This window comes from Psychroflexus torquis ATCC 700755 (assembly GCF_000153485.2).
Classification (GTDB): Bacteria; Bacteroidota; Bacteroidia; order Flavobacteriales; family Flavobacteriaceae; genus Psychroflexus; species Psychroflexus torquis.
The window spans coordinates 701908-720695 of sequence record NC_018721.1 but is presented as its reverse complement, the minus strand read 5'-3'; the positions used below and the strand labels follow the sequence as shown (position 1 = coordinate 720695).

Genomic DNA, 18788 nt, shown 5'->3' with positions numbered 1-18788 from the left:
ATTATGACATTAGAGATAACAGACAAAGATTTTCAAGAAAAAGTTTTAGAAAGTGACATACCAGTATTAGTAGATTTTTGGGCTGCTTGGTGTGGACCTTGTAGAATGGTAGGGCCCATCATCGACGAATTAAATACTGAATATGAGGGAAAAGCTGTCATTGCTAAAATGGATGTAGATCAAAACCAAGAGTTCGCCGCTAAATATGGAGTTAGAAATATTCCAACTGTACTGTTTTTTAAAAATGGTGAAATGGTAAACCGTCAAGTTGGCGTTGCTCAAAAAGAAACTTACAAAGAGGCTATTGATAACCTGTTATAGTAAACATCTTCAATAGTTATAAGTTAAAAGGCTTGGTTTTGTTTAAATCAAGCCTTTTTTATTTTTAATAAAAAATCTATTTATGGATATCAATTCTGAAACTAAGAGGCCCTCAACGATTTCAAATTTGCCCTTATTAGCGTCTCAAATTGTTGAGGGATTTATTTCAGGAATTCATAAAAGCCCATTTCATGGATATTCTGCTGAATTTGCAGAGCATAAGCTTTACAATGCAGGAGAAAGTACCAAACATATAGATTGGAAATTGTTCGCCAAGACGGATAAATTATACACTAAAAAGTTTGAGGAGGAAACAAATTTGAGATGCCATTTTATTTTAGATCAGTCCGCCTCTATGTATTATCCTGAAGTTAAATCACCGTCGTTATCTAATTTAGATAAAATATCATTCTCTGCCTTATCCATTGCTTCTATTATGCAGTTATTAAGCAAGCAGAGGGATGCTGTAGGGCTTTCTATCTATGATGAAGAACTTCGTTTCCAAGCCACGGAAAAGGGGAGCAGTTCGCATTTTAGTATGATTTACGATCAATTGGAAAAGTGTATTCAACATCCTCAAGTAAATACCAAAACCAACACCTATCAATTTTTACATGAGATTGCAGAAAAGTTAAAGCGTAGATCGCTTGTATTTCTGTTTACAGATTTATTTCAGCCTGAAGTTTCTAAAGCAGATCTGTTTGAAGCTTTAAGGCATCTTAAGTATAATAAACATCAAGTGGTCCTTTTCCATACGTTAGATTATAAAACAGAAGTTGAATTTGATTTTGATGATACTCCTAAGCGCTTTTTTGATTTGGAAAATGGTTCCAAAATCGATTTGCAGACTCAGCAAATCAAAAAAGAATACGCCCAAAAGATGTCAGAATTCATACAAGAATTGAAGTTAACTTGTTCAAAATACAAAATTCGATACGTTCAAGCCGACATAAGAGAGGACTTTGAAAAGATTTTATCTACTTACTTAATTGAAACACAGAAGCTAAAGTCTTAAGGTTATAATTTGTTGAATTATTTTCATCAAACATGTTTGTGTAACTAAAAATTGGTTCTATATTTGCACTCGCAATTAAGCAACGGTCTGGTAGTTCAGTTGGTTAGAATACCTGCCTGTCACGCAGGGGGTCGCGAGTTCGAGTCTCGTCCAGACCGCTTTTTTTGAAGATGTTGTGTTGTGAATGTGAATAGCATTCATAGGTTTAGAATTATTAAACCTCTAGAAGTCTTTCCAATAGGAAGGGCTTTTTTATTTTATATAATTTCAAAGACATCATTCCATTCATTCTTTTTCTAAAATTGATAGGCACACCACTTAACGAAATAGCAAAGTTTAAAAGAGACCAGCTGGATCAAACACTATTTTAGGGGAGCAGATCCAATTATGCGAATAATTTAGCTAATTTATATAGAAATAATTTCACATCTCTAAGGCTTCTAAACTGAGTTCTAAACTCTTTAATTTTAGCATTGAAAGATTCTGTTGTAGCGTTAGTGCTTTTGTTATTTATGTAATTCAATATAGGTACATACTGTATTTAAATAGACCTAGCAATCCTACTAAATGATTTCCAATTTCAATTTGACTAGTTTTTTAAATCAAGAAAATGGGATTCCATCCATCCATCAAATCTTTATACCCTATTTCTGAAGCTATCAATACAATCATAACATTGCTTAATCCAATTAAGGATATGTATTGGCTAACGGATCAAATAATTTTAATTCCTAATGGCAAAACGATTAACAAGCTCTATACCGTTAATAACACTATTAGTGTTTTTCATGACTTTAAGGAAGATAAAATAAATGGAATTTCAAGGATGGTGGGAAGTGCTGATGGCAAACATTTGGCACTTGTTTCAGAAGAGTGAATCCGAAGGATTATAGTTTAAAAACCGCTAGTTGGCTCAAATCTAGGATGACAAAGAAAGTCAGGGGACTTGTGCCTGTGGTGATATTCAAAAGCACAAGTTTTAGCTAAAGCCAAAGCATTAAGACTTGGACTAGTAGTGTAGGGCGAAACTAATAATATACTATCTTAGTAAATCATTTAAAATCAAGTCACTATGAAACTACAATTCCTCTTCTTGTCTTTTATCTTATTATTTCTGAATTCCTGTAAACAAGAATCCCCCAAAGTATCCTCTTTGGCCAACTATCAGGGAGATGAAACCTATTCCATTATTTTTGGTAGTACTACTGTGGGACATCTTAAAACTCATACCGATGGTGATACCATCCAAATAGATTACGATTATAAAAACAATGGTCGTGGACCTACCATGAAGGAAACCATTGTCCTAAATACGGAGGGTTTTCCAGTTCAATGGAATATCACTGGGAACACAACATTTGGGAATACCGTCGATGAGCAGTATACATTGAATGGAAACGCTGCTTCATGGACAGATGCTACCGGAAGTGGAAGTACTACAGTTGATAGCGCTTTGTGGTATGTCAATCAATCGGGGAGTCCTTATGCAGCAATTCTAACACTGCGTAGCTTGTTAAAAGCACAGGACTATTCAGCAGATATACTTCCAGCAGGCACACTGCGGCTCACAGAGATGGAGAAAATTAAGGTTAGCGTTGATTCAACTACCACCAGCCTCACCACCTATGCTATATCTGGAGCCGATTTAAACCCATCTTATCTTATTGCCGATAATGAACAAGGCTTGTTTGCGGTGATTAGCCCGCTGTTTATTATTGTACGTGAAGGGTTTGAAGCAAAGGAAAAAGAACTTCGGGCTTATGCCGAAAAATATTCTGCAGAACGATTTGAATCACTTCAAAAGAAATATGCCCATAACTATGGGAAAAAGGTACGCATCACCAACGTAAAACTATTCGATCCCACTACTTTGGGACTCACAGAACTTTCATCAGTGTTGGTGGATGGCGAGCGGATTGTGAGTATCGATGCCCCTGAAGCAGTGGGCCAGGATGAAGTAGTCATCGATGGGGCAAATGGTACCTTGGTAGCAGGAATGTATGAAATGCATGCTCATGCTGGAGATGAAGGTGCTTTGCTAAATGTGTTAGCCGGTGTTACATCTTTCCGAGATATGGGGAACGATAATGCTGTATTGGAGGATTTAATAAAAAAAATCAATTCAGGAGTTTTAGCTGGACCTAGAATTCACCGATTGGGTTTCATTGAAGGAAAAAGTGACTATAGTGCAAATAATGGAATTTTAGTCTCCAGCCAAGAAGAAGCCTTGGCTGCTGTAGATAGCTATCATGACATGGGTTTCTACGGAATTAAATTATACAACTCTATGAATGGCGATTGGGCACCAGCCATAGTTGAAAAGGCGCATGGCTATGGGATGTTCGTCTGCGGCCATGTTCCTGCATTCTCAAATGCTAATGCCATGTTACGAGCTGGATACGATGAAATGACCCATATCAATCAAACTATGTTAGGATGGGTATTAACTCCAGAGGAAGATACACGCTCCCTGCTTCGTCTTACGGCGTTAAAAAGATTTCCAGAACTAGATCTGAATAGTCCTAGAGTACAAGAAACCATGGATTTATTTGTTCAAAACAAGACTGCCATGGATCCCACCTTGGCCATCCACGAAGTGTTAATGAAAGCTAGAAATGGTGAAGTCCGAGAGGGTACCAAAGATTTTATAGATCATATGCCGCCAAATACTCAACGTGGATATAAAGTGGCATTAGCAGATATTGCTTCCCCCGAGGACGACCAAAAGTATCGTGGGGGATATGACAAAATTGTGGAGACCTTAAAAATGATGAAAGATAAAGGAATCTTTATTGTTCCCGGAACTGATTTAGGAGGAGCCTTTATGTACCATAGAGAATTAGAGCTTTACCAACAATTAGGTTATACACCTGCAGAGCTGTTGAAATTGGCCAGCTATGATATGGCGAACTATTTAGGGGACAAGGATTTGGGAAGCATTGCACCTGGTAAACTGGCAGATTTCTTCTTAATTCCTGGAAATCCAGTAGAGGATTTAAAGGCTATCAAAACAATTTCAATGGTATCTCGTGGGGGAACTTTCTATTATCCAAGTGAGGTGTACCCTGCTTTTGGTATAAAACCCTTTACTCCACTACCAGTGGTAAAAGAATAAGTAATGTAGAAATTATACCAATTTAGTTTTTAATGCAACACTTAAAAACTAAATTGGTATAAGACTGCTTTGTTATCTACATATTGAGTTGTAAACAGGAAAGTCAAAATACTGAAAAAAAATAAATACCTAAATCTGCCATTGTAGAAGAGATCGGGCAAATAAATCACAATTTTTCCAACACATAGTCTTAAAAAATTCCAAAACAGGACTACCCATCAACCATGAAAGTCATCGAAGTATGCCAAGATCGAGCCATGCGCTGGAAGTCATATTTTTGGTTATATTTAACTGATGGACCTAAGGAAAAATATGTAGGTACTGAAGATCAAGGAAATGGAATATGGAGAGTATTTTATAGAGACATATTTCTAGGCTACTTTGTCGAAAATAAAATAAGAGACAAACAAGTATTAATTAGAGGAAATCAAAATCTAGTGTAAAGCATGTTCCTTTAACTTAGTAAGCTATATGCCTTAACGAACATTGTTCAGAATATCAATGTAGGCTGTCAAAAAAATGATAGTTGTCTATCCTAAGAGTTCGACTGTAAACTAAAAATCTAACCTATGAATACATTATCAGTTTTCCGGATATCAAGCCCCCTCTTACTTCTTTTCATTACTTTCTTTTCCTATAGTTCTTTATCTGCACAAGGGTTTGAAGGCTACTATCAGAACCCTACTCTTCACAACACTACAATTGTCTTTGCCGCCGAAGGTGATCTTTGGACAGTTCCTTTAAACGGTGGCTTAGCACAACGGTTAACCACCCACCAAGAAGAAGAAAATTTTCCTTCGATATCTCCTGATGGAAAGACCATTGCTTTCTCTGCTAGCTATGAAGGGCCAGTGGAGGTTTACACCATGCCCATATCAGGAGGATTGCCTATACGCTGGACCTATGAACGGGATGTATCTATCACCAATTCTTGGACCCCAGATGGCAAAATCATTTACAATACTCGGGCCTATTCTAAGGTGCCTGATAATCAAATTATAACCATAGATTTAGCCACCAAGGAAAAGACGAGGATTCCTCTTGCTCAAGCCAGTGAAGCGTCCTACGATAGTACTGGTAAAACGGTGTATTTCGTAAGACCAGCTTATCATAGAAATGTGACCAAGCGCTATAAAGGAGGTACAGCTAGACAAATATGGAAATTTACACAAGGAGCAGACGAGGCTATTAAATTAACAAAAGATTACCTTGGTGGTAGTCATCACCCGATGTGGTTTTCTGGACGGGTTTATTTCATCTCAGATCGAGATGGTATAATGAATATCTGGTCTATAAATGAAAATGGAGAAGACCTCAAACAGCATACAACGCACAAAGAATTTGACGTCCGTTCTGCTAGTGTTTCTAAGGGCATAATTGTGTACCAGATGGCTGCAGATCTATGGCAGCATAATTTAGCCTCCAATGCTAGTAAAAAAATCAATATCAAGTTGGTGTCTGATTTGGATCAACTGCGAGAGAAGTGGGATGATAACCCCGTTCAATACATCACTTCTGTGCATCCTGATGCTGATGGAGAGCGAATTGTTATCACGGCTAGGGGTAAAGTTTTCGTTGCTCCAGTCAAGTCAGGTCGATTTGTATCCTTTGCAGATAAGGCGGCTGTCAGATTTAGAGATGCCGTATTTTCTCATGATGGCTCAACTATCTATACACTCTCAGATGAATCTGGAGAGTTTGAATTTATGAGTATGCCCTCTAATGGTCAGGGCGCAGAAAAGCGTTTGACACGTAATGGAGACCTGCTTAGATATGGGGGTGAACCTTCTTCAGATGGAAAGTGGATTGCCTATGACGATTTAGAAAGCAATATGTATGTGCTTGAGATAGCTACCGGTGTTAGTAAAAAGATTTCTACGAACCAAGAAGGTATTAGAGATTTTGCATGGTCTCCAGATAACAAGTGGTTGGCATTTGTACAGTCTGCTTTAAATACAATGACACAAATCAAAATTTACAATGTGGATACTGGAGTTTCCTTTGACCTAACTACAGATAGAGCCAACAGCTTCAATCCAAGATGGAGCCCTGATGGTGAGTTTATTTATTTTCTTTCGGATCGAAGTTTCACCTCTTTAGTTGGCAGCCCTTGGGGTGCTCGACAGCCTGAACCTTACTTTGACGCTAGTGAAATAATATATCATGTCGCACTGAAAAGTGGCACACGCTCCCCTTTCCGAGAAGACGATGAACTCTTTGATGAAAACAAGAAAAAGGACACATCTTCTAAAACAGATCAGAAGAAGAAAAATGAGAGTGAGGAAAATATAGCTGAATTGGTAGTCAGTATTGATGAAGCTGGAATTCAGGAAAGGATCATAGAAGTTCCTATTAAACCCGGCAATTACGATGGTCTTGAAGTGAATAAAAAAGCACTCTATGTCATGTCAAGTGAAACTGGGGTCAATGCCAAGAGTCATTTGTCCTTTGTAAAAATAGACACTAAAGATATCAGCCTTAAAACCATGGTAAGTGACGTTAATTCTTTTGAAATCACTGGTAATGGAGAAAAAATTCTTGTAAAAAAAGAGCAAAGTTATTATATGATCCATGCAGGAACAGAGAAGGTAAGTGATCTCTCAAAAAGCAAAATAAATTTGAGCGGATGGAAGTTCCCAATCACACCGAAAGACGACTGGAAACAGATCTTCACCGATGCATGGCGTATGGAGCGCGATTATTTTTATGATAAAAACATGCATGGTGTAGATTGGGATGCGATGCATACCAAGTATTTACCACTTGTTGACCGGGTCACTACGCGCAATGAACTTTCTGATCTCATCGGTAGATTTGTTGGAGAGCTATCTGCCTTGCATACCAGCGTTCGCGGTGGTGATCGAAGAGATGACGATAACAAAATCTCAATAGCCAGTTTGGGAGCTGTCTTTAATAGAGACGTGCAGAACAACGGTTTTAAAATTGAGTATATCTATAAAGTTGATCCCGACTATCCCGATCAAAAATCACCTTTAGACGATCCCTATTTAGAAATGCGTGCTGGGGATATAATTACCCAAGTCAATGGTAAAGACGCCTTATCAGCCATTGATATAGGCGCGTTGATTCGTAATGAGACCGGGAAACAAGTCCGACTGACAGTCCTCCGAGGCTCCGCCTCTAGAGACATCATCGTAAAGCCAGTAGCCAATGACTATAATCTTCGCTATGGCGATTGGGAATATGGCAACCGTCTTGACGTGGAAAAAAAGGGTGAGAACGAAATAGGTTATCTCCATTTAAGGGCTATGGGCAGCAACGATATCAGTCAATTTTATCGTGAATTTTACCCTGTTTTCAACAAGTCGGGCTTGATTGTAGATGTGAGATACAATTTTGGAGGTAATATCGATAGTTTTATTCTGGAAAAACTTTTAAGAAAAGCGTGGATGTATTGGAAATCAAGGTCAGGAGAACCCTACTGGAATATGCCTTACGCCTTTAGAGGCCATATTGTTGTGCTTGTAAATGAAAACACGTATTCCGATGGCGAAGCGTTTGCGGATGGTTTCAAGAAGCTAAAGTTAGGGACAACCATAGGAACTCGAACTTGGGGTGGTGAGATATGGTTAAATAGTGCCAACAGGCTGAGTGATAATGGGATTGCAAGAGCTCCTATGTATGGTGTATATGGTGACAACGGAGAATGGCTGATTGAAGGCCATGGATTTGAACCCGATATTGAAGTGGATAACCTTCCACATGCCACGTTTAATGGACAAGACGCGCAACTAGATGCTGCGATCAAGTATCTTAAGCAACTCATCAAAGAAGATCCTCGAGAAGTCCCTGTTCCTCCCGCTTATCCAGACAAATCTTTTAATACTAATAAAAAGAAGAAAGACTAATGATAGCGGTAACATAAGGCATATCGCACAGACCAGTTTAAAACAGGAGAGGAAAGAAAACTTAGGGACATCCTTAAAAAATTACCGGGAATGGAGGTGGACCGAGAAGGAAATGTCACCGTTAACGGAAAACCTGTGACAAAACTTATGGTAGATGGCAAAGCCTTTTTTACGGGAGACGAAAAACTGAGGTTTAATTATAACCGATATACCAACTTTGGGAATTCTTCAAATTATGCCAACAGATTGAGCCTGCAAAGTTTTAATCAGATCGGACGAGGAAACGAGAATTTACAAAATCAAATTTACCAAACGGCGAGTTTACTTTATAGTCAGTTTAATATGTTCAAAGGTTTATTTTATAATGCTAGTTTGTCTTATACACATCGAGAAAGCAGCATTAGAAATCAGACTCAGATTGAAGGTATCGATCAAATAAGCACTAGTATTTTTACCGATTTGCCCGAAAACACCTATGATGTTAGTGGAATCATCAACAAACGTATTCCTAATTATACGTTTACTCTAGGAGGCAATTCAAGCCTATCGGACTACTCCAGGATTATCAACGATGAGGTGTTGGATTATGAAAGTATTAATTTTGGCTATAATGCAAAAGTAACCACACGTTATGACGATTGGCCAAATCTGGAAACGGGCGTGAGGCAAAGTTTTTCCAGACTCAACTCAGATGCTATCGACAACAAGTTTACCACTTTGTCTCCCTTTGCTTATTTGGAATATGATTGGGCAGATTTTATTTTTAAGTTCAATTACGACTACAATTATTTTGAAAATCAAACCACAGGAGACGTCAATAGATTTGAACTGGCAGATGCATCTTTATTCTACGGAAAAGAAGATTCAGCTTGGGGATTTGAGTTAAACGCCACCAACTTGTTTGATATTGAATTTAAAAGGCAAAATTCTGTCAATGAATTCATAGTCGCCGACCGAAGACTATTTGTTCAGCCTAGGATTGTGATGTGTAAGGTAATTTATAAATTATAGTGAAAACAAAAAAATATAAGATATTTCCTTTAAAATATATTATATTTTTTTGTTTTATACTCCCATTCCAATAATCAGTTGGCAATCTTATTTTTTCATATTTATTAATTTTTCTTAATTTTTTCTTGTTAATTGTTAATTTATTAAATAAAATTAACGTTATTTATGAAATGACTGCATTTAAAAAATCAATTAATATTTTTCGGAGAGAAGCGACCAGATTAGTGACTAGTGGATTACTTGATAAACAAAGTGTTAATTTTCCTAATTCATCTGAAGTTAAACGCATATTAATAACGCGGCCAAACCATCGTCTTGGTAATCAATTATTGATAACACCATTGGTAAAAGAGGTTCATGAACAATTTCCTGAAGCTAAAATCGATTTATTTCTTAAGGGTAATTTGGGTGGACTCATTTTTGAAAATTACAACTATGTAGATAAAATTATGAGCTTACCCAAAAAGCACTTCAAAGAGCTAGGTAGATATTTATTGGCATGGACAAAACTTAAACAAAAAAAATATGATTTGGTAATCAATGCTGAAGCTTGCTCATCTTCTGGGCGTTTATCTACCAAACTATCCAGAGCCAAACACAAGTTTTTTGGTTTTGAACGCCATCATAATTTAATCACTTGTGAAGATGGAATTCACATATCCAAATACCCAATTTATAGCCTTCGTTATTTTCTTAGGCAATCACCGACAGCTGAAGTCTTGCCAAGCTTGGAGATTAAACTATCTAGTAAAGAAATTTGTAGCGGCAGGAAATTATTGAAACGATATGCCGATTTGAACAAACCAACCATTTGCTTGTACACTTTTGCAACTGACAAAAAATGTTTTGAGAAAGTTTGGTGGAGTAATTTTTATGAGAATTTGGTCAAAGTGTTTCCTGGTTATAATATTATCGAAATATTACCAGTAGAAAATATATCTGCTTTAGATTTTAAAATTCCTTCTTTTTACAGCAAAAACATTAGAGAAATAGCTTCCTTTATTTCTCAAACTTCACTATTTATAACTGGCGATTGTGGAATAATGCACCTTGCAGCAGCAACTCAAACCCCTACTGTAGCCCTGTTTAATGTGACTAACAAAGATATGTACGGACCTTATAACAGCGGTTGCCTTAATATTGACGTAAATTTAAAAAATGAATTAGATATTTGTCTTTCCATAGAAACGCATATCGAAAGCTTAATACATTATGATTTAGAAGCGTGATGATTGCAAACTTGTTTTAATACCAAACTAGAATCTAAATGTCGTATAAAATCAGTTTCTTTTTCACTTACTAATCGTCATAAAAAAGAACCGTAACTACAGCTATGCTTATATTTTCTAACTCAACTAAGTAAAAAACCTGTGCTGAGCTACGTCGTAGTATATTTCAAATTTTTAATACAGCATTTAAGAACTAAATTGGTATAAGTTCGTTTACTAATTTACATAAACTCCTAAATTGACGGATTAACCCTGTTTATTAATTTTTTAAGATTAATAAACAGAGTTAATTTTATGATTTGTAGATCAACTTAAATTTAGAATGTCATGTATAGACTCTGAATTATTTTTCACCTCAGTAAAAACGAAGTATAACCTTTGTTTTCCCCCTTTTTTGCAAAATATAAGACGATTCAAGTAAAAAATTTATCGTTTACGACATTTGGGTTACAAATCAGCAACATACTTCCCTAATCACTTTAAAGTTAGTCTTAAATTTTAGGTCATTTTCATAAAAACACACCTAGGTTGAGGTTTTCATCGCTTGGTTTTTTTTTGTTTAGACCTCAAAATCAGGAAAATATTATAAATCAAAGGCCTCTTTCAACTTATCGACATAATCTAATTTTTCCCAAGTAAATAGCTCCACTTCTCTACGTATTTCACCAGAATAATCGGATTTGAAGATTTTAGTTTCGAATCTCGGTTCTTTTCCCATATGGCCGTAAGCAGCGGTTTCTCTATAAATAGGATTTCGAAGTTTTAGACGCTCTTCGATCATGCCTGGACGCATGTCAAAAATCATTCTAATTTTTTTAGCAATATCTCCATCGCTCATATCTATTTTTTTATTGGTGGTATCCACCAAAATAGAAGTTGGTTCACTTACTCCAATGGCATAAGAAACCTGGATCAATACTTCATCGGCGATACCAGCAGCCACCATGTTTTTGGCCACGTGTCTAGCGGCATATGCAGCAGATCTATCTACTTTGCTAGGATCTTTTCCAGAAAAAGCACCACCTCCGTGGGCGCCTTTTCCACCGTAGGTATCTACAATAATTTTACGTCCGGTAAGTCCTGCGTCGCCATGCGGCCCTCCAATAACAAACTTACCTGTAGGGTTAATGTGGTAGGCAATATCATCATCGAATAAGGCTTGAATGCTTTCATCAAACAAGGCTTTAACCCGTGGAATCAAGATAGAATGGATGTCTTTTTCTATCTGTTTAAGCATAGGCTCATCCTCATCAAAATTATCGTGTTGTGTAGAAACAACGATGGTATCGATACGCTGAGGGACATTATCATCAGAATATTCAATAGTAACTTGCGCTTTGGCATCTGGTCGTAAGTAAGTAATGTCTTTGCCTTCTCTTCTTAATTTTGCTAGTTCTATTAGCAACTTATGAGAAATATCCAGCGCCAAAGGCATATAATTTTCAGTCTCATTGGTGGCGTATCCAAACATCATTCCTTGGTCGCCAGCGCCTTGGTCTTCCTTGGAAGTTCTATTGACGCCCTGGTAAATGTCTTTAGATTGCTCATGGATAAGTGAGATAACACCACAGGAATCTCCAGAAAATTGATATTCTCCTTTGGTATATCCAATATCGTTGATGACGTCTCTTGCAATTTGTTGCACATCGAGGTAAGTATTACTTCTTACTTCTCCTGCCAAAACAACTTGTCCTGTGGTCACTAAGGTTTCGCAAGCTACCTTGGAGTTATCGTCAAAAGCTAAAAAAGAATCGAGTAAAGCATCGCTAATTTGATCTGCGATTTTATCAGGATGTCCTTCAGAAACACTCTCTGAAGTAAATAAATATGACATAGAATAAGTTTTAAAGTTATAGTCGTTGGGAAGGAAATGACGTTCTACGACTCATCTAAAAATGAAACTGCTTTAGCATTTTAAAAAGAGGTTGCAATCAGTCAAATCCTTCCTCTATGCAAACTTAATAAATTTGATTCATTCTAAATTGTATTAAGTTATTTTTAGCAGATTTATACTTAAGATTCATTTGCTTTGCATGAAACTATAGAATTATGAAAGTAAGCTTACATAAAAAACCAAACAGTGATGTTCATTTTGAAGCTGAAAATGCATTAGGTCACAAAATAGAACTTTATAATTCTACAGCACCAGATCCCAAAGCTCCTAGTCCAATGGAACTTATTTTAATGGGAACTGCAGGCTGTAGTAGTATTGATATCATCCATATTCTTAAAAAGCAAAATCTGGAAGTTAAGAACTTAAACGTTGAGGTGGAGGGTCTCAGAAACGATACCGATCCTAAAGTGTTTCATACGATCAAATTGATGGTGAAGTTAGAGGGTGAAATTCCTTCCAACAAAGCCAAGCGTGCCGCTCAACTGTCTTTTGAAAAGTACTGCTCGGTGTCCAAAATGCTAGATCAAACTGTAGATATTCAATACCAAGTGGAGCTCAACGGTATACTTTTGGAGTAATGTGTTCTTGGTAAACTGGTCGGCTTGTTAACCGGTCAACTAGAAAACTCTCTACGATTACAAGCTAAAAATCTATGTAGACACTGTGTCCTCTGGTGGTAATATGTAAAGTAGCATTTAGGTTAATGGGGCTTTGAGAGGTGAGTAAAATCAGCTTTTGGGGCTAGGAAAACCTTTAATTACCCTTTTGAAGGTTAGAGGGTTATCTCTCATAAAGTAAATAAGGTTTGATTCTGGTTTTGTAAATTTCCAAGTCAGCTTGCCAGCTTTCCCTTATGTCTTTAGCGGTTTTTCCCTGCTGAATTTGCTCCTTTAAGCTTGAATTTCCTGCCAGTTTATTAAAAAATGAGTTGAAAAATAAGGCTTGGTCTTGGGTGTGATGATACGCCTGAAGCAACCAGTCTAAGTTCAATTGATCAAGCTCTTTTTCATTTTGAAGATTTTTCCCGAAGCAAAGTTTATTCTCGTGTTTTGGATATTTGGCTCCAGGGTTGGACACAGGAGTAAATTCAAAGTTAAAATACGTAGAGTCTAATACTGGTGATCCAAAAACTTGGAATTGCAGATCAGTTCCTCTCCCTGCACTTACATTGGTTCCTTCAAAAAAACATAAGCTAGAATACAAATTAATAGATTTTGCATTTGGTAAATTAGGGGAAGGTTTTATCGGTAAATCATAAGCTCTAGACGCAGAATAATTTTCCATTGTGATAACCTCTAGATCGCATTGAATTCCATTCATAAGCCATTTTTCCCCATTAATCAGTTGAGCATATTCTCCAATAGTAAGTCCATGAACCACAGGAACAGGATGCATGCCGACAAAGCTTTTATAGTTTTCTTCAAGCACTGGGCCATCTATATAATGTCCATTGGGATTGGGTCTGTCCAAAACGATGAGTTGAATACCCTGTTCTGCACAGGCTTCCATCATATAATGCAAAGTTGAGATGTAGGTATAAAATCTAGCACCAACATCTTGAATATCAAATAAAATAACATCCAAATCTTGGAGATGTTGTGGATCTGGCTTTTTTTGATCGCCGTAGAGGGAAATAATCGGTAAACCCGTTCTGGAATCTAAACCGTCCTCAATGCGCTCTCCTGCGTCTGCAGTCCCTCGGAAACCGTGTTCTGGTGCAAACACTTTTTTGATAGACATGTTTCGTTTCAAAAGTGAATCCACAAGATGGGTATAATCCTTTTCAGATTGGAAGATCACAGAGGTTTGGTTACCTACTACTCCTATAGTCTTTCCTTGGAGGAGTGGGAGGTAGGCTTTAGTTCTGTTGGCCGCTACTTTAGTATTTTCTGTAGTGATTTTTCTATTCTCCTGAGCCGTGCAAGAAATGCACACCAAAAGAATAAAATAAACTGTATTTTTGAGCTTCTTAAAAATCATACTTCACCTTGAATTTTGAATATTTTATTTCTAAACGCCTAGTTACTAAAAGCGATTATAAAAGTAGCATATCGGCACCGATAATTAAAATTGCGATTTCGGCGATTGCTATTGGTGTAGTCATGATGTTTATTGCGGTTGCAACGGGTTTTGGGTTACAGGAAAAAATCAGAGAAAAAATTGCAGCCTTCAATGGTCACATAGTCATCAATAATTTCACCAATAACCAAGCTACCATCACCCAAAATCCTGTGAGCACTCAGCAGGAATTTTATCCTTCCTTTACGAGCATTCCAGAAATTGAGCATATCCAAAAAGTAGCGACCAAGTACGGTATCATTCGGACTGAAACAGATTTTGAAGGCATTGTTGTTAAAGGAGTGGATGAACAGTACCGTTGGGAATATTTGGAAGAATTTTTGGTAGACGGAGTTTTACCTGTTTTTGATGAATCCATAAGTCGAGAAGTATTGATTTCAGATTATTTGGCTACCCGTCTAGGCTTTAAAACTGGAGATAAACTTATTGTTTATTTTTTGAGGGAGGATCAGGACCGGTTACCAAGATCGGTCGGCTTAACGATATCAGGAATATTTGACTCTGGTTTTAAAGAATTTGACGAAACCTATATCATTGCCGACTTAAAGCAAATCCAAAGACTCAACGATTGGAGTGCAAATGAAATAGGTCAATTTGAACTTTTTGTAGAAGATTTCAACGATATTCAAGAAGTTGGCTACAAGGTCTATGAAGAAGTGGACTCCTTTTTGAATGCGAGCACGATAGTCGAATTATATCCTTCCATTTTTGAATGGTTAAAAATGTTTGACTTTAATATTATCCTTATTATTGGGATTATGATTTTGGTAGCAGGAATTAATATGATGACAGCTTTATTAGTCCTTATTTTGGAACGGACTCAAATGATTGGTATTTTAAAAGCTTTAGGATCTTCAGATTGGTCTATCCGTAAAATCTTTTTATACAATGCTGGTTACTTGATTTTTAAAGGTCTGTTTTGGGGTAACTTAATAGGAATTAGTCTTTTATTAATACAGAAGTATTTTAAAATTATTCAGCTCAACCCAGAAACTTACTATGTTTCTGAAGCTCCAATATATCTGAGTTTAGACTATATCTTAATGATTAACTTTGGCACTTTAGTCTTGTGTTTATTGATGCTGTTGATTCCTTCGGTTATCATTGTGAAAATTTCGCCAGTAAAGGCAATGAAGTTTGAATAGCTATTATAGCCTTGATAATCTCGCTGTTTTGAGTTTTACTTTTTTTATATTTGCCACACTAAAATTAAACTATGGATTACGCTGAAAATATCCTTGGAACTATTGGTAAAACACCAATGGTGAAGATGAATAAAATGGTAGAAGAAATCGATTCTTTGGTATTGGCCAAATACGAAACTTTTAATCCTGGAAACTCTGTAAAAGACAGAATGGCTTTGCAGATGATTGAAGATGCCGAAACGTATGGCGCATTAAAACCTGGAGGGACTATTATTGAAGGGACCTCGGGAAATACAGGTATGGGATTGGCTTTAGTAGCAATTATAAAAGGCTATAAAGTAGTTTGCGTTCTTAGCGATAAGCAGAGTAAAGAGAAAATGGATATTCTACGAGCCGTAGGTTGCGAAGTCTATGTTTGTCCTACAGATGTGGCTCCAGACGATCCAAGATCTTACTATTCCACTTCTGCAAGATTGGCTAGGGAAACTCCAAATTCTTGGTATGTCAACCAATACGATAATCCGTCCAACTGCAAAGCTCACTTTAAAACTACAGGTCCAGAAATTTGGGAACAAACCGATGGGAAAGTGACCCATTTTGTATCTGGCGTTGGAACTGGAGGTACAATCTCTGGAGTAAGCAGTTATTTGAAAATGAAAAATCCAAATATTAAAATTTGGGGGATAGATACTTACGGTTCCGTTTTTAAAAAATACCATGAAACTAGAGAGTTCGACGAAAATGAAATTTACCCTTATGTCACCGAAGGAATTGGAGAGGATATCCTACCGCTGAATGTAAGATTTGATGGCATCGACGGATTTACGAAAGTCACCGACAAGGATGCGGCTGTTTATACTCAAAGACTCGCTAAAGAAGAAGGCATGTTTTTAGGTAATTCAGCTGGAGCTGCTGTAAAAGGTATGCTTCAATTGAAGGAGCATTTCAAAAAAGAGGATGTGGTAGTGATTTTATTTCACGATCATGGAAGCAGGTATGTTGGAAAAATGTTTAACGATGACTGGATGAGAGAAATGGGATATATAGATTAAACTCTTATCTATAACTACAAAAAACAACCTCTTAAATTTTAAGAGGTTGTTTTTTGTTTTAAAACGTAGATCTTGAAAGTTTACCAGGTGGCCCTAGCCCTGATTGTAGGTAAAAGCCCGTAAGGTTTTTACGCAGTGAAAACTGCGGACTTGATGCGGAAAGCAGGTTCTCGGCTTCTAATACCAAATTATATTTATAATGCCGTATGAATAAATTGAATTATTTTTGATGAAAAGCAGGCGAAAAAGAAACGATTTATTGCGTTATTATAGGTCTAATTTGGTATACTAGGTTTGCCTTTTTAAACGTGTTTAAAATTCTGAGGTGAAATGAAATATGATATTTGGATATTTTTGTTGAGTCATTTGCAAGGAAAATTCAGAATCTGCTAGAAACACCAATTGATTGGTTTTATCCTTGGCTAAAAACTTAGATTTCACACGTTTAAATTCTTTAAACTCTTCGCTTTTCTCATCTTTCGGTTCGATCCAACAAGCCTTATGCACGTTGATGTTTTCATAAGAGCATTTAGCACCGTATTCGTGTTCCAGTCTATACTGTATCACCTCATATTGAAGCGCTCCTACAGTACCAATAATTTTTCTATTGTTTAGTTCTAGCGTAAACAATTGCGCAACACCCTCATCCATCAATTGTTCAATCCCTTTATTAAGTTGCTTAGACTTCATGGGATCGACATTATTGATATATCTAAAATGTTCAGGAGAAAAGTTAGGGATGCCTTTGTACTGAATAATCTCACCTTCTGTTAAGGTGTCACCAATTTTAAAAGTTCCAGTGTCGTGAAGCCCAACGATGTCTCCTGGAAACATTTCATCAACAATTTCTTTGCGTTCAGCAAAAAAAGCATTCGGACTAGAAAACTTTAGAGTTTTTTTACTTCGGATGTGGAGATAGGGTTTGTTTCTTTCGAATTTACCGGAAACAACTTTCACAAAAGCTAGACGATCCCGGTGTCTAGGATCCATATTGGCATGAATTTTAAAGACAAATCCAGTAAATTTATCCTCATCTGGCTTAATTTCTCGAACATCACTTTGTTTAGGTCGTGGTGATGGGGCTATTTTGATAAAGCAATCTAGTAATTCCCGAACCCCAAAATTATTTAAGGCTGAGCCAAAAAATACAGGTTGTAAATCTCCGTTCTTGTAGGATTCGATATCAAAATCTGGATAGACGCCCTCTACAAGTTCTAGCTCTTCTCTTAAGGTGTCGGCAGAGTCTGTGCCTATAAGCTGGTCAATTTCATCGGTAGATAAATCGTTGACTTCAACAGTTTCCTCAATATCCTTTTTGGGGTCTCCGGTAAATAAATTAACATTTTTTTCCCAGATGTTATAAATTCCTTTAAAGTCATAACCCATACCGATAGGGAAACTTAGCGGAGTGACACGTAAGCCTAATTTTTGCTCGATCTCATCCAACAATCCAAAGGCATCTTTACCTTCTCTATCCATTTTATTGATGAAAACAATGATAGGAATATTACGCATTCTGCAAACTTTTACGAGTTTTTCAGTTTGCTCTTCAACTCCTTTAGCAACATCAATCACGACGATGACACTATCTACAGCCGTTAAAGTTCTAAAGGTGTCCTCAGCAAAATCTTTGTGACCTGGTGTGTCTAAGATGTTGATTTTAATACCTTTATATTCAAAGCCTAAAACAGAAGTAGCAACAGAAATCCCTCTTTGACGCTCTATTTCCATAAAGTCACTTGTGGCTGTTTTTTTGATTTTATTCGACTTTACAGCTCCAGCTTCTTGTATAGCACCTCCAAAAAGGAGTAACTTTTCTGTTAGCGTTGTTTTACCAGCATCAGGGTGAGAAACAATACCAAAGGTTCTTCTCCTATTAATTTCTTTATTTAATTTCATGCTGCAAATTTAATTTTTTAATTTCTGATGTCCATCGTTTTGATACATATATTGATAATGTTTGTGCATTGATGTATATTTATAATTATTGCTTATACATATATATTTATTGGTATATATGTATATTTTTTGCTAAAAAAAGTTCTTAACAGAGCATAA

Annotated in this window: 15 protein-coding genes and 1 tRNA gene; 12 read left to right on the top strand and 4 right to left on the bottom strand. The window is 36.7% G+C overall.

What is annotated here, in order from left to right:
* The first annotated feature begins 3 nt into the window (after positions 1-3).
* From trxA to P700755_RS03145, 3 genes are all read left to right on the top strand, one after another.
* Positions 4-321: a thioredoxin gene (gene trxA / locus P700755_RS03155; protein WP_015023308.1), complete on the top strand. Its 318-nt coding sequence runs from the start codon at positions 4-6 to the stop codon at positions 319-321.
* A gap of 82 nt (positions 322-403) precedes the next feature.
* Entirely contained in the window at positions 404-1336 is a 933-nt protein-coding gene (locus P700755_RS03150) for a DUF58 domain-containing protein (protein WP_015023307.1), read from the top strand.
* 84 nt (positions 1337-1420) lie between these two features.
* Positions 1421-1494, top strand: a tRNA-Asp gene (locus tag P700755_RS03145).
* Between the two features lie 227 nt (positions 1495-1721).
* Here P700755_RS03145 and P700755_RS18995 read toward each other — a convergent pair.
* Positions 1722-1859: a transposase gene (locus P700755_RS18995; RefSeq protein ID WP_245535997.1), complete on the bottom strand. Its 138-nt coding sequence runs from the start codon at positions 1857-1859 to the stop codon at positions 1722-1724.
* An 87-nt stretch (positions 1860-1946) separates the two neighbouring features.
* Here P700755_RS18995 and P700755_RS03140 point away from each other — a divergent pair, with 87 nt between their 5' ends.
* From P700755_RS03140 to P700755_RS03115, 6 genes are all read left to right on the top strand, one after another.
* On the top strand, positions 1947-2213 hold the full coding sequence (locus tag P700755_RS03140) for a hypothetical protein (RefSeq protein WP_015023306.1): 267 nt from the start codon (positions 1947-1949) through the stop codon (positions 2211-2213).
* A gap of 195 nt (positions 2214-2408) precedes the next feature.
* A complete protein-coding gene (locus tag P700755_RS03135; RefSeq protein WP_015023305.1) occupies positions 2409-4451 on the top strand; it encodes an amidohydrolase family protein in 2043 nt (680 codons plus the stop codon).
* 224 nt (positions 4452-4675) lie between these two features.
* Positions 4676-4894 carry a hypothetical protein gene (locus P700755_RS03130; protein WP_041758119.1) on the top strand — a complete coding sequence of 73 codons (219 nt, stop codon included), beginning with the start codon at positions 4676-4678 and terminating at the stop codon, positions 4892-4894.
* 126 nt (positions 4895-5020) lie between these two features.
* Complete coding sequence (locus P700755_RS03125) at positions 5021-8320, top strand: S41 family peptidase (RefSeq protein ID WP_015023304.1); 3300 nt, start codon at positions 5021-5023, stop codon at positions 8318-8320.
* A gap of 90 nt (positions 8321-8410) precedes the next feature.
* Complete coding sequence (locus P700755_RS03120) at positions 8411-9331, top strand: BamA/TamA family outer membrane protein (RefSeq protein ID WP_245535996.1); 921 nt, start codon at positions 8411-8413, stop codon at positions 9329-9331.
* Between the two features lie 170 nt (positions 9332-9501).
* Positions 9502-10560 carry a glycosyltransferase family 9 protein gene (locus P700755_RS03115; RefSeq protein WP_015023303.1) on the top strand — a complete coding sequence of 353 codons (1059 nt, stop codon included), beginning with the start codon at positions 9502-9504 and terminating at the stop codon, positions 10558-10560.
* 583 nt (positions 10561-11143) lie between these two features.
* Here the strand turns inward: P700755_RS03115 and metK are convergent.
* The gene (metK, locus tag P700755_RS03110) at positions 11144-12394 is read right to left on the bottom strand and encodes a methionine adenosyltransferase (RefSeq protein WP_015023302.1); all 1251 of its coding nucleotides are present in this window, start codon (positions 12392-12394) and stop codon (positions 11144-11146) included.
* Between the two features lie 215 nt (positions 12395-12609).
* On the opposite strand from metK, the gene P700755_RS03105 reads away from it, so the two are divergent.
* Entirely contained in the window at positions 12610-13032 is a 423-nt protein-coding gene (locus P700755_RS03105) for an OsmC family protein (protein ID WP_015023301.1), read from the top strand.
* A 202-nt stretch (positions 13033-13234) separates the two neighbouring features.
* On the opposite strand, the gene P700755_RS03100 is transcribed toward P700755_RS03105, so the two are convergent.
* Positions 13235-14434 carry an exo-beta-N-acetylmuramidase NamZ family protein gene (locus tag P700755_RS03100; protein ID WP_015023300.1) on the bottom strand — a complete coding sequence of 400 codons (1200 nt, stop codon included), beginning with the start codon at positions 14432-14434 and terminating at the stop codon, positions 13235-13237.
* A gap of 8 nt (positions 14435-14442) precedes the next feature.
* Between P700755_RS03100 and P700755_RS03095 the strand changes: the two genes are divergently transcribed.
* Together P700755_RS03095 and P700755_RS03090 are read left to right on the top strand one after the other, a co-directional pair.
* Positions 14443-15678, top strand: a complete 1236-nt coding sequence (locus P700755_RS03095) for an ABC transporter permease (RefSeq protein WP_015023299.1) — start codon at positions 14443-14445, stop codon at positions 15676-15678.
* A gap of 71 nt (positions 15679-15749) precedes the next feature.
* The gene (locus P700755_RS03090; RefSeq protein ID WP_015023298.1) at positions 15750-16730 is read left to right on the top strand and encodes a PLP-dependent cysteine synthase family protein; all 981 of its coding nucleotides are present in this window, start codon (positions 15750-15752) and stop codon (positions 16728-16730) included.
* 312 nt (positions 16731-17042) lie between these two features.
* Here P700755_RS03090 and P700755_RS03085 read toward each other — a convergent pair whose 3' ends face one another.
* Positions 17043-18629, bottom strand: coding sequence for a peptide chain release factor 3 (locus tag P700755_RS03085; RefSeq protein WP_015023297.1), 1587 nt, complete (start codon positions 18627-18629; stop codon positions 17043-17045).
* Between the last annotated feature and the right edge of the window lie 159 nt (positions 18630-18788).

Excerpts from the sequence above, each read along its gene's own strand:
- trxA (WP_015023308.1), top strand. The coding sequence starts at position 4 with ATGACATTAGAGATAACAGACAAAGATTTTCAAGAAAAAGTTTTAGAA.
- P700755_RS03150 (WP_015023307.1), top strand. The coding sequence starts at position 404 with ATGGATATCAATTCTGAAACTAAGAGGCCCTCAACGATTTCAAATTTG.
- P700755_RS03140 (WP_015023306.1), top strand. The coding sequence starts at position 1,947 with ATGGGATTCCATCCATCCATCAAATCTTTATACCCTATTTCTGAAGCT.
- P700755_RS03135 (WP_015023305.1), top strand. The coding sequence starts at position 2,409 with ATGAAACTACAATTCCTCTTCTTGTCTTTTATCTTATTATTTCTGAAT.
- P700755_RS03130 (WP_041758119.1), top strand. The coding sequence starts at position 4,676 with ATGAAAGTCATCGAAGTATGCCAAGATCGAGCCATGCGCTGGAAGTCA.
- P700755_RS03125 (WP_015023304.1), top strand. The coding sequence starts at position 5,021 with ATGAATACATTATCAGTTTTCCGGATATCAAGCCCCCTCTTACTTCTT.
- P700755_RS03120 (WP_245535996.1), top strand. The coding sequence starts at position 8,411 with ATGGAGGTGGACCGAGAAGGAAATGTCACCGTTAACGGAAAACCTGTG.
- P700755_RS03115 (WP_015023303.1), top strand. The coding sequence starts at position 9,502 with ATGACTGCATTTAAAAAATCAATTAATATTTTTCGGAGAGAAGCGACC.
- metK (WP_015023302.1), bottom strand. The coding sequence starts at position 12,394 with ATGTCATATTTATTTACTTCAGAGAGTGTTTCTGAAGGACATCCTGAT.
- P700755_RS03105 (WP_015023301.1), top strand. The coding sequence starts at position 12,610 with ATGAAAGTAAGCTTACATAAAAAACCAAACAGTGATGTTCATTTTGAA.
- P700755_RS03100 (WP_015023300.1), bottom strand. The coding sequence starts at position 14,434 with ATGATTTTTAAGAAGCTCAAAAATACAGTTTATTTTATTCTTTTGGTG.
- P700755_RS03090 (WP_015023298.1), top strand. The coding sequence starts at position 15,750 with ATGGATTACGCTGAAAATATCCTTGGAACTATTGGTAAAACACCAATG.
- P700755_RS03085 (WP_015023297.1), bottom strand. The coding sequence starts at position 18,629 with ATGAAATTAAATAAAGAAATTAATAGGAGAAGAACCTTTGGTATTGTT.